Annotated in this window: 11 protein-coding genes; 9 read left to right on the forward strand and 2 right to left on the reverse strand. The window is 68.7% G+C overall.

Annotated features, from left to right (window positions below; genetic code table 11):
• Positions 1-180 precede the first annotated feature (180 nt).
• Complete coding sequence (locus ACWDXS_RS35520) at positions 181-603, reverse strand: plastocyanin/azurin family copper-binding protein (RefSeq protein WP_378996949.1); 423 nt, start codon at positions 601-603, stop codon at positions 181-183.
• 72 nt (positions 604-675) lie between these two features.
• Here ACWDXS_RS35520 and ACWDXS_RS35525 point away from each other — a divergent pair, with 72 nt between their 5' ends.
• The 7 genes from ACWDXS_RS35525 (at position 676) to tsaD (ending at position 7,178) form a co-directional block, all read left to right on the forward strand.
• Positions 676-2,124 carry a bifunctional ADP-dependent NAD(P)H-hydrate dehydratase/NAD(P)H-hydrate epimerase gene (locus ACWDXS_RS35525; protein ID WP_449972759.1) on the forward strand — a complete coding sequence of 483 codons (1,449 nt, stop codon included), beginning with the start codon at positions 676-678 and terminating at the stop codon, positions 2,122-2,124.
• Positions 2,125-2,168: 44 nt separating this feature from the next.
• Complete coding sequence (gene alr, locus ACWDXS_RS35530; RefSeq protein ID WP_449972777.1) at positions 2,169-3,332, forward strand: alanine racemase; 1,164 nt, start codon at positions 2,169-2,171, stop codon at positions 3,330-3,332.
• A complete protein-coding gene (locus ACWDXS_RS35535) occupies positions 3,329-4,405 on the forward strand; it encodes an alpha/beta fold hydrolase (RefSeq protein WP_449972762.1) in 1,077 nt (358 codons plus the stop codon). Before alr ends, ACWDXS_RS35535 begins: the two co-directional genes overlap by 4 nt.
• Positions 4,398-4,853 carry a tRNA (adenosine(37)-N6)-threonylcarbamoyltransferase complex ATPase subunit type 1 TsaE gene (gene tsaE, locus ACWDXS_RS35540; RefSeq protein ID WP_056818220.1) on the forward strand — a complete coding sequence of 152 codons (456 nt, stop codon included), beginning with the start codon at positions 4,398-4,400 and terminating at the stop codon, positions 4,851-4,853. Before ACWDXS_RS35535 ends, tsaE begins: the two co-directional genes overlap by 8 nt.
• A 65-nt stretch (positions 4,854-4,918) precedes the next feature.
• Positions 4,919-5,611, forward strand: coding sequence for a tRNA (adenosine(37)-N6)-threonylcarbamoyltransferase complex dimerization subunit type 1 TsaB (gene tsaB, locus ACWDXS_RS35545; protein WP_449972766.1), 693 nt, complete (start codon positions 4,919-4,921; stop codon positions 5,609-5,611).
• Between the two features lie 29 nt (positions 5,612-5,640).
• Positions 5,641-6,135: a ribosomal protein S18-alanine N-acetyltransferase gene (rimI, locus tag ACWDXS_RS35550; protein WP_378996954.1), complete on the forward strand. Its 495-nt coding sequence runs from the start codon at positions 5,641-5,643 to the stop codon at positions 6,133-6,135.
• Positions 6,132-7,178: a tRNA (adenosine(37)-N6)-threonylcarbamoyltransferase complex transferase subunit TsaD gene (gene tsaD / locus ACWDXS_RS35555; RefSeq protein ID WP_378635322.1), complete on the forward strand. Its 1,047-nt coding sequence runs from the start codon at positions 6,132-6,134 to the stop codon at positions 7,176-7,178. The genes rimI and tsaD overlap by 4 nt, the downstream gene beginning before the upstream one ends.
• 69 nt (positions 7,179-7,247) lie before the next feature.
• On the opposite strand, the gene ACWDXS_RS35560 is transcribed toward tsaD, so the two are convergent.
• Positions 7,248-8,726: an Hsp70 family protein gene (locus ACWDXS_RS35560; RefSeq protein ID WP_449972770.1), complete on the reverse strand. Its 1,479-nt coding sequence runs from the start codon at positions 8,724-8,726 to the stop codon at positions 7,248-7,250.
• A gap of 367 nt (positions 8,727-9,093) precedes the next feature.
• Between ACWDXS_RS35560 and groES the strand changes: the two genes are divergently transcribed.
• Positions 9,094-9,393 (forward strand): co-chaperone GroES, encoded by a 300-nt coding sequence (groES, locus tag ACWDXS_RS35565; RefSeq protein WP_056818214.1) that lies wholly within the window; start codon positions 9,094-9,096, stop codon positions 9,391-9,393.
• 84 nt (positions 9,394-9,477) lie between these two features.
• Positions 9,478-11,085, forward strand: coding sequence for a chaperonin GroEL (gene groL, locus ACWDXS_RS35570; protein ID WP_449972774.1), 1,608 nt, complete (start codon positions 9,478-9,480; stop codon positions 11,083-11,085).
• Positions 11,086-11,269: the final 184 nt, after the last annotated feature.

The following is an 11,269-nucleotide window of genomic DNA, read 5'->3' on the forward strand; positions in this document are numbered from 1 at the left end:
AATTGGCGTCGGTGGGCGGGCACTGCCCGGGCGACGTCGACCGCGCCCAACCTCGGACACTGCCCGGCGGCGTGGACCAAACCCTCTGCCTGGGCGCCGTTGCGTACGCGACGAAGGAGCAAGCAACGGTGCCTGATCGACGGGACCGGCGGGGCCGCGAACTCGAGCGCGCCAGCGCTCCTACGACACAGTGATGGATCCGCGCATGTCGGGGTGCAGGGTGCACATGTAGCGGTAGGTGCCGGGCTGGGTGAAGGTGTAGGACCATTCGCCCTTGTCGAAGATGGGGCTGTTGAGGCCCATCGCCTTGTCGCCGATGCCCTGCACGTTGTGCGGGACCTTGTCGGAGAACTTCCAGGTCACCGTCTCGCCGACCTTGATGGTCGCGTCGGCGGGGGCGTATTTCATGTTGCCGACCTCGACCGTGAGGTTGGTCGGCGCGTGCTGTTGGGTGGTCGTGGTGGTGACCGGGCGGGGTTTGCGGGTTGTGGTGGTGGCGGCGTTTCCCGAGTCGCCGGAACAGCCGGCGGACAACAGGGCGGCGGCCACGACTAATCCGGCGGCAAACCGGGCGGATGCGGCGCGGTGACGAACCATCGACATGGGTGTGGAGCGTAGTCTGCGAGCGACCCCGGGCCGGTCGGCGGCCCGTTTTCGGGCAGCTGGGAGGCGACTATGTCGGATCGGCGTGGCTATTACACCGTCGACGAGGTGCGGGCGGCGGAAGCCGAGCTGTTCACGCGGGTGCCCGTGGGAATGCCGATGCGGCGGGCCGCCTTCGGACTGGCCGGGGTGGTTGTCGACGAATTGCGGTCGCTGACCGGGGGCGTGGTCGGGCGAACCGTCGGACTGCTGGTGGGGTCGGGGGACAACGGCGGGGATGCGTTGTGGGCGGGGGCCTTCCTACGGCGTCGGGGCGTCCGGGTGTCGGCTGTTCTGCTGAATCCTGAACGGGCGCATCGGGAAGGGCTTGCTGCGTTGCGGGCAGCTGGGGGCCGGGTGGTCGATCGGCTCGATGGTGTCGATCTGGTGATCGATGGGATCGTGGGGATTTCCGGACGGGGGCCTTTGCGGCCCGGGGCGGCGGAAATAGTTGCTGCCCTGGATGTTCCGATTGTCTCGGCAGATCTGCCCAGTGGGGTCGATCCGGATACGGGGGCACTGGATGGGCCCGCGGTGACGGCGGATGTGACGGTGGCATTCGGTGCGTACAAGCCGGTACATGCGTTGGCTGTGCCCCAGTGTGGGCGAATTGTGTTGGTGCCGATCGGGTTACGTCTTCCAGAGGCGGGGCTGGTGCAGCTCGATCCGGGAGCGGTGGGAGCCGGGTGGCCGGTGCCGGGCCCTGCTGACGACAAATACAGTCAGGGAGTGACAGGGGTTTGCGCGGGCAGTGCGAAGTATCCGGGGGCGGGGGTGTTGTGCACGGGCGCCGCGGTGGTGGCGACCTCGGGGATGGTTCGGTATGTGGGGTCCGATACCGCGGTATTGGAGGAGTTTCCCGAAGTTGTCGCCAGTTCGTCGATTTCGGAGACCGGGAGGGTGCAGGCCTGGGTGTTCGGGCCGGGGGGTGGCACTGATCCGGGGGCCCGGGATCGGTTGGCTGAGCTGCTGGGTACTGATCTGCCGGTGTTGGTGGACGCGGACGGGTTGACGATTCTTGCCGAGGAACCGGGGCTGGTTCGGGGGCGATCCGGGGTGACGGTGCTGACGCCGCATGCGGGGGAATTCGCTCGGCTGACCGGTGGTGCGGTGGGGGCGGATCGGGTGGGGGCGGTGCGAAGGCTGGCTGATGAGTGGGGTGTGACGGTTCTGCTCAAGGGGCGGGCGACGGTTGTCGCTTCGCCGGGGCAGCCGACGCTGGTCAATGACGCAGGTGGGGATTGGGCGGCTACGCCGGGGTCGGGGGATGTGCTGTCGGGGATCATCGGGGCGTTGCTCGCCGCGGGGTGTGCGGCGGGGTGGGCTGCGGCTGCGGGGGCTCGGGCACATGCCTTGGCGGCGAATCTGGCTGCTCATGAGGGTCGGGCGGCGGGGGCTCCTGTTTCCGCTACGCCGTTGCTGGGGCATGTTCGGGGCGCGGTGCGGGTTTTGCGGGAGGTTGGTGGGGACGAGGGTTGGTAGCCCGGGACGAAGCCGAGCAGTGGTCGTCCCAGGACGCCCCACGTATGGCGGATTCGGCGGGTCCTGGCACGATCGGGGGTGTGAATGCGCAAGTGGAGACGGTCGTCGACTTGGATGCCATTGCTCACAATGTGCGGGTGTTGCGGGAGTACGCGCACGGGGCCGCTGTGATGGTGGTGGTCAAGGCCGACGGGTACAACCATGGGGCGGTGGAGGTGGCTCGGGCCGCGCTGGGGGCGGGTGCTCGGGAGCTGGGCGTGACCACCGTGGACGAGGGGCTGGCCTTGCGGGCCGCGGGGATCACGGCTCCTGTGCTGTGCTGGCTCAATACTGTCGACGCTGATTACGCGGGTGCTGTGGCGGGCGATCTCGAGATCGGGGTGTCGTCGCTGGCGCAGTTGCGGGCGGTGGAGCGGGCCGCGGTGGCGGCGGGGCAGACCGCGACGGTGACGTTGAAGGTGGATACGGGGCTCAACCGCAACGGGGTGTCGGTGACCGAGTATCCGCAGGTCCTGCGGGCTGTACGGGGGCTCGTCGACGCGCAGGTGGTGCGGTTGCGGGCGATCTTCTCCCATCTGGCGCACGCCGATGAGCCGGGGCATCCGATGGTGGATCGGCAGCGGGATCGGTTCGTCGAGGCGATCGCGCTGGCCAAAGAGCACGGTCTCGAACCCGAACTCGTTCATCTGTCGAATTCGGCGGCCACCTTGACCAGACCAGATCTGCGGTTCGACATGGTCCGGCCGGGTATTTCGGTGTACGGGCTTTCGCCCATTCCGGAGCTCGGACAATTCGGTCTGAAGCCCGCGATGACATTCCAAGCGGAGGTCGCGTTGGTGAAACAGGTGGCGGCAGGGGAAGGCGTGTCGTACGGGCACCGGTGGATCGCACCGCGCGACACCACGATCGCGCTGGTGCCCGCGGGATACGCCGACGGCGTATTCCGTTCGCTCAGTGGACGTTTCGAGGTGTGGTTGGGCGGTGCCCGGCACCGTAATGTCGGGCGGGTGTGCATGGACCAGTTCATGGTCGACCTCGGCGACAACGCGGGCGGCGTGCGGGAGGGTGACCGCGCGGTGCTGTTCGGCGGCGGCGCGGGACAGCCACACGCGCTCGACTGGGCGCGGGCGCTGGACACGATCGATTACGAGGTCGTCTGCGCGCCGCGCGGCCGGGTGGTCCGCCGCTACGTGGGTACCGGCCGATGACCCGGCGCACGGTGATCCGGCGCGGTGGCCTGGCGACCGCGGGCCTGCTCGCGGGCCTCGCCATCGCCCATACCTTGCGCCAGATCGGCGCGCGGGTGATGTGGCCCGCCGAACGCGACGAATACCGCGACGAGAACTTCGCCCTGATCGACGAGGACGAACCGGGCATGGTGCTCGCCGACGACGGTGTGGCGCTGGCCACCCGCACTTTCGGCGACGACTCCGCCGAGGTCACGATCGTTTTCGTGCACGGCTTCTGCAACAGCATGGAGTCCTTCCACTTCCAGCGCCGCGATCTCGCGCGGCAGTGGGGGTCGCGGGTGCGGATGGTGTTCTTCGATCTGCGCGGACACGGACGCTCCGGCACACCGAGTACCGAGAGCTGCACGGTCGCCCAGCTCGGCCGCGACCTCGCCACGGTGATCCGTGAGTGCGCGCCGACAGGACCGGTGGTGCTGGTCGGGCATTCGCTCGGCGGAATGGCCGTGCTCGCGGCGGCCGCGCAGTTCCCCGAACTGTTCGCCACGCGGGTGCGCGCGGTCGGGCTGCTGAGCACCGCCGCCGCGGAGGTGACCGCGACCGGGATCTCGCAGCTGGTTCGACATCCCGCGGTCGACGGCTTCCGGCTGGCGGTGCGGACCGCGCCGACACTGGTGCAGTTCAGCCGCAGCGCGAGCAAGCACGTGGTGACGCCGATCCTGCACGTGAGCTCGTTCCACGGTCCCGTGAGTCCGACGCTGTCGCGCTTCACCACGATGATGATCGACCGCACGCCCGTCGGCACCATCGAGAAGTTTCTGAAAGCGATTGAGTTGCACGACGAGTCAGCCGCATTGCCCGTCCTGGGCGAGCTGCCGGTTTTGATTCTGGGTGGTGCGCACGACGTGGTGATCCCGTTCCGCAATTCCCGCGAACTGGCGGCGGAACTACCGGGCAGTGAACTGGTCCGGGTGCGTGAGGCGGCGCACATGCCGCACCTGCAGTTCCCCGAGGTGAGCCTGGCCGCACTCGACCGGCTGCTCGCGCGGGCGGGAATCATCGGCAGCCGCGGCGAGGAGGCCGTCGGTGGCTGACCCACACCAGCGCGTTCTCGACACTGTCGAGGACACCGAAGCATTCGGCCGCGAACTGGCGGCCACCCTGCGCCCGGGTGACCTGGTCGTGCTCGACGGCCCGCTCGGCGCCGGTAAAACCGCGTTGACCAGAGGAATCGCCGCCGGACTCGGTGTCGCGGGCCGGGTCAGCTCGCCGACGTTCATCATCGCGCGGGCGCACAAGGCCGGAGTGCGGCCGGACGGCACGCCCGGGGTGGCGATGGTGCACGTCGACGCCTACCGCCTCGCGGGCGATCTCGACGAACTGGACTCGCTCGACCTCGACACCGACCTGCACCACGCGGTCGTCGTCGTGGAATGGGGCAAGGGGGTCGTCGAACACCTCGCTGACCGGCACCTGCGAGTGCAACTCGCCCGGGAGCCGGAATCCGATGTGCGCACGGCGATCTGGGAATGGATCGAATAACGCGCGATCATGCGCGCACCGGTGCGCGCCGAGCGCCGATACCACCCGGTATTGTTGAGACAATCATGCTCGTACTAGCAGTCGACACCGCGACACCCGCCGTTACAGCGGGATTGGTGCACCTGTCACCTGCCGGTGAACCCGGCACCCGCCCTGCCGTGGCGACGCTCGCTGCCCGCGTGAAGGTCGACGCCCGCGCGCACGCCGAGGTCCTCACCCCGCAGATCCTGGAGTGTCTAGCCGCGGCGGGGGTGCGCCGCGACGAGCTCGACGCGGTCGTCGTCGGGCTCGGACCCGGACCGTTCACCGGGCTACGCGTGGGAATGGCGACCGCGGCCGCCTTCGGTGACGCGCTCGGGTTACCCGTGCACGGGGTGTGCAGTCTCGACGCCATCGCAGCCGACACCATCGGTGAGAAGCGAGATCCCGGCGAGCTGTTGGTGGTCACCGACGCGCGCAGGCGCGAGGTGTACTGGGCCAAGTATCTGAACGGGGCGCGGGTCGCCGGTCCCGAGGTGAACAAGGCTGTCGACGTGCCGGTGGGTGACGCCGCGGCGATCGCCGGGTCGGCCGCGCACGTGGACTTCTTCGATCTGCCGGTGCTGCCCAGCGAGACGCCCTCGCCTGCCGGGCTGGTCACCGTCGCGGCGTCGGCGTTGCTGGCGGGACAGACACCGCAAGCGCTGGTGCCGTTGTATCTGCGTAGGCCCGATGCGGTGGAGAACAGCTTCCGAACCCTCGACCGGACCGGGGCGTGAGTGCCGTGACCGAGTACCTGATCGCTCCCATGACGCTGCCCGACATCGACCGCTGCGTCGAACTCGAGCACCTGCTGTTTCCCGAGGACGACCCGTGGCAGGCGGTGTCGTTCCGGTCCGAGCTGGCCGGCGGGCACAACCGCTACATCACCGCGCGCACCGCCGACGGCGTGATGGTCGGCTACGCGGGCATCGCGCTGCTCGGTGACGACGCCCATCCCGAGGCCGAGGTGCACACGATCGGCGTCGACCCGGATTGTCACCGGGGCGGCATCGGCACGCTGCTGCTCGAAGCGCTGCTGGCGACGGCGGCCGAACGCGGCGGGCCGGTGTTCCTCGAGGTGCGCACGGACAACGCGCCCGCCATCGCGATGTACGCCAAGCACGGGTTTCACATCATCGGGCTGCGCAAGAACTACTACCACCCCAGCGGGGCCGACGCGTACACCATGCGCCGTCCGGAACTCACCGCCGCGGCCGATGAATGGGCCGCGCGCGGCCGGCAGGACGAGGTGTTGTCGTGATCGTCATGGGGATCGAAAGCTCGTGCGACGAAACGGGAGTCGGCATCGTGCGCCGTCATTCCGATGGCTCCGTCGAGCTGCTCGCCGATGAGGTGGCCTCGAGCGTCGACCAGCACGCCCGCTTCGGCGGCGTGGTGCCCGAGATCGCCTCGCGCGCACATCTCGAGGCGATCGTGCCCGCGATGCGTCGTGCGCTGGCGACCGCGGGGATCAGCAAGCCGGACGCGCTCGCCGTCACCATCGGGCCGGGGCTGGCCGGTGCGCTGCTGGTGGGGGTGGCCGCGGCCAAAGCCTATGCGGCGGCGTGGGACGTGCCGTTCTACGCGCTCAACCACCTCGGTGGGCACGTGGCGGTCGATACGCTCGAGCACGGGCCGATGCCGCCCGCGGTGGCGCTGCTCGTGTCCGGTGGGCATACCCACCTGTTGCAGGTCACGGATCTGGGTGAGCCGATCACCGAACTCGGCAGCACCGTCGACGATGCCGCCGGGGAGGCGTTCGACAAGGTCGCGCGGCTGCTCGGTCTCGGCTATCCCGGTGGGCCAGCCCTCGACGCTGCCGCCGGCTCCGGTGACGCGCGGGCGATAGCCTTTCCTCGCGGGATGACCGGGCCCCGTGACGCGCGCTACGACTTCTCCTTCTCCGGTCTCAAGACCGCGGTGGCCCGCTATGTCGAGGCCGCGCAGCGTCAGGGCATCACGCCCGACCAGCTGCCGATTCCCGATATCGCCGCGTCCTTTCAGGAGGCGGTGGCGGATGTGCTGACGATGAAGGCTGTCCGGGCGGCGACCGACGTCGGTGTCGACACGATCGTTCTCGGCGGCGGCGCCACCGCGAACTCGCGCATTCGATCACTGGCCGAAGAGCGGTGTGCTGCGGCGGGTTTGACGCTTCGGGTGCCCAAGCCGCGGCTGTGCACGGACAACGGTGTGATGATCGCCGCGCTGGGCGCGCATGTGATCGCGGCGGGCGCGCAGCCTGCGGAACTGACTGTCGCCACCGATCCCGGGCTGCCGGTCTCGGTGAGCGCTCTGCGCGGCTAGCACCCGTCCTGCCTGGCCGCATGGCACCCTGAAGAACCCGCCACCGGTCCACCCGGCGCGGTGCGCGCGTTAATCGGCTGGCGGTAGCGGGATTTCGTCGGTCGTGGTGGCCGACGGAATCGGAAGGGTGCTGTTGGCAGGGGCCTGCGTCGGCGAGGTGTTGGGGGTGGAGGGACGCTGTCTGCCGCCACCGGAGGAGCCGCTGTCCAGGGGGCCGAGCGGAGACTCGGGGTAGGGAATCTGCGGGAGGTTCGGATCGGGGCGCAGGGTGGGGGCCGTTGTCGAGGTGGGCGCGGAGGGCGTGGCGGCGCTCGTGCTCGGCGCCCCGGTGGTGGCATTCGGTGCTTCGGTCGCGGGCGGTGCCACGGTGGCGCCGGTGCGTTCGGTGCTCTCGCGATTGGCGGGGGTGGGTGCCGGGGAGGGCACCGGCGGTAACGGGGATTGACGCACGGTGCTGCTCGTGCCGGCGGGAGTCACATCGGGGGCGTCGGGCGACACTGCTTGCACGCCGTAGCCGATCACCAAGCCGACCACCACGACCGCGCCGACGAGGGTACCGACGACCTTGGCGAAGGTGCCACTCGGTGCGTCGGCGTGCCCACCGCCCGGCAGTCCGGACGGTGCCGCGGCGTCGGCGACCAGCGCCGCGCCCTTGGCGATGACGGCCTCCGGGTCCGGCACGGTGAGCACGGGGACGTCGAGGCGCGATTCGAGAATGTCGATGACACACGGGATATTGGCGCAACCGCCGATCACGGCGACGGCGTCGGGGTACTTCGGCGCGCGGGTGAACACCGACGACGAGAACAGCGCGATATTGCGCAGGAGGCCGTCGATGAGCTCCTCGAAATCGGGACGGGTGAGCTCCAATCCCTGTCCCGCTACATGATCGATGGTGACGACGGGTGCCAGCGACAGGTGTTCCTTGGCCGCGCGGCCGCGGTTGGTCAGTGTGGTGCGGTTGGGCCGGGTGCCGCGTCGGGCGTAGTGCAGGTCGACCAGGTGGTGGTAGATCAGCTCGTCGATCGCGTTGCCGCTCAGCGTCGGCGTGCGTTCGGTGTGCAGCACCACGTTGTCGGTGTAATCGGCCACGGTGACGGTGAGTCCGGTCGCGCCCAGGTCGATCACGGCGACGGTGGGGTAGCGGTCGAGCAAGCCGGTGTGGCGCAGATAGGCGAGGGCGGCGGCGCCCTCGGTGACGAGCCGCAGATCGCGGTGGCGCGTGGTGGCGGCCCGAATGGCTTGTGCCTGTTCTTTGTTGCGGTAGGCGACGGCGACACTGGTCGGTGGACGTGATCGCGCCGACTCGGCGCGACGGTGGCCGCCGGAGTAGCGCCCGAGCGGTTCGCCTGCCATCGCCACCTGTGACACCGGCAGCTGGGTGGTCATCAATTCGATCGAGGACGACACGAGATCGCCGAGGTCGGAATGTGCCTCATCTGCGGAAACGACCCGGTAGTCGAAAGTCTGCTCGCCCGCGGGCCCCGTCGCGACCAATGCCGAGCACACCACCTCGTTCCCGGCCGAGATGCCGAGGGATGTTCGCATGTTCACCTCCCTTCAAGCCGATGGTGCTCTCCGAGCGGATGGCGCCTTCCTGTGCTATGTCACAGCCTGTTATGCGAACGTTACAGATTGTGGCAGGCGATGTGAAGATCACTGGCCAGTGTGGGCGTGTCGAAAATGCGACATCGGCAGAACCCGACCTTGAGTGCTGGCACTCTCGCGTATAGAGTGCTAGTCGGCACGTACTAGATGGGCATTGCGTAGCTGTACTAGTGCCAAGTCGACTTCTGGGCTTCGGCTCCGGCACCCGCGACGACGGGGCTGTGCGCAGGGTCGCGAGCTGACCGAAACCCGGTCCGGGACACCAGTTCCGGACAACCGAATTTCCCCTGAAAGTGGAGGGCTCAACGTGGCGAGCGTGAACATCAAGCCGCTCGAGGACAAGATCCTCGTCCAGGCCAACGAGGCCGAGACGACGACGGCCTCCGGCCTGGTCATCCCGGACACGGCCAAGGAGAAGCCGCAGGAGGGCACCGTCATTGCCGTCGGAGCGGGCCGCGTCACCGATAAGGGTGACCGCATCCCGGTCGACGTCAAGGAAGGCGACGTCGTCATCTACAGCAAGTACGGCGGCACCGAGATCAAGTACCAGGGTGGGGAATACCTCATCCTCTCGGCGCGCGACATCCTGGCCGTCGTCACCAAGTAAGGCCAACGCCGCATCAGCGTTCCGCCCCGGCGTCTTCACAGGCCCGGGGCGGATTGCGTTCACAAACAGGAGCTGAATCCTCTTATGCCCAAGCAGATCGAGTTCGACGAAAAGGCTCGCCGGGCTCTGGAACGCGGTGTCGACAAGCTGGCCGACGCCGTCAAGGTGACCCTCGGCCCCCGCGGCCGGCATGTGGTGCTGGCCAAGGCTTTCGGTGGCCCCACCGTGACCAACGACGGTGTCACCATCGCGCGTGAGATCGACCTCGAGGACCCCTTCGAGAACCTCGGCGCACAGCTCGTCAAGAGCGTCGCCACCAAGACCAACGATGTCGCGGGCGACGGTACGACCACCGCCACCGTGCTGGCCCAGGCGTTCGTGCGCGGCGGCCTGAAGAACGTCGCCGCGGGTGCCAACCCGATCACCCTCGGCCAGGGCATCGCCGCTGCCGCCGAGAAGGTGTCGGAGGTGCTGCTCGCGCTGGCCACTCCCGTCTCCGGCGAGAAGGCCATCGCCCAGGTCGCCACCGTTTCCTCACGTGACTCCGAAATCGGCGAGATGGTCGGCAAGGCGCTCACCACGGTCGGCAAGGACGGCGTCGTGACGGTCGAGGAGTCCTCGACCACGAACACCGAACTCGTCATCACCGAAGGCGTGCAGTTCGACAAGGGCTACCTCTCGCCCTACTTCCAGACCGATCCCGAGACCCAGCAGGCCGTGCTCGAGGACACCTACGTCCTGCTGCACCGCGACAAGATCAGCTCGCTGCCCGATCTGCTGCCGCTGCTCGAGAAGATCGCCGAGTCCGGCAAGGCCGTGCTGATCGTGGCCGAGGACGTCGACGGCGAAGCGCTGTCCACCCTGGTGGTCAACTCGATCCGCAAGACCATCAAGGCCGTCGCCGTGAAGGCGCCGTTCTTCGGTGACCGTCGCAAGGCGTTCCTCGACGACCTGGCCGTCGTCACCGGTGGCACCGTGATCAACCCCGATCTCGGCGTCACCCTGCGCGAGGCCACCATCGAGCAGCTGGGTCAGGCGCGTCGCGTCGTCGTCACCAAGGACGAGACCGTGCTGATCGACGGCGCGGGCTCCGACGAGGACATCAAGGGCCGCAGCGCGCAGCTGCGTCGCGAGATCGAGGCCTCGGACTCCGACTGGGATCGCGAGAAGCTCGAAGAGCGGCTGGCGAAGCTGGCCGGTGGCGTCGCGGTGATCAAGGTCGGCGCTGCCACCGAGACCGCGCTCAAGGAGCGCAAGTACCGCGTCGACGACGCGGTGGCCGCTGCCAAGGCCGCGGTCGAGGAGGGCATCGTCCCCGGTGGTGGTTCGGCGCTCGTGATCGCCGCTGCCGCACTGGGCGAGCTGCGTGACTCGTTCGCCGGTGACAAGGCCGTCGGTGTCGAGGTGGTTCGCAAGGGCCTCGAGGCGCCGCTGTACTGGATCGCCACCAACGCCGGCCTCGACGGTGCCGTCGTGGTCGCGAAGGTCTCCGAGGGCAAGGAAGGCTTCAACGCCGCCACCCTGACCTACGGCGACCTGCTCGCCGACGGTGTCGTCGACCCGGTCAAGGTGACCCGCTCCGCCGTGGTGAACGCCGCCTCGGTCGCGCGGATGATCCTGACCACCGAAAGTGCCATCGTGGAGAAGCCGGCCGAGGCCGACGACGACCACGGCCACGGTCACTCGCACTAATCGGGTAAACGGAAGGCCCGCTGCTGATCATGTGATCGGCGGCGGGCCCTTCTTGTTCGAGTAGTCCCAGTTGGTTTGACGCTGTGTTTTTGGAGCGCTGGCGCGCTCGAGTCGCGGCCCTGAGGGGCCGCCGGTTAGCCACCGGGGCTTGCTCCTTCGTCGCCTACGCCCCGGCGGCTAACCG

It is taken from the genome of Nocardia sp. NPDC003183 (genome assembly GCF_053590715.1).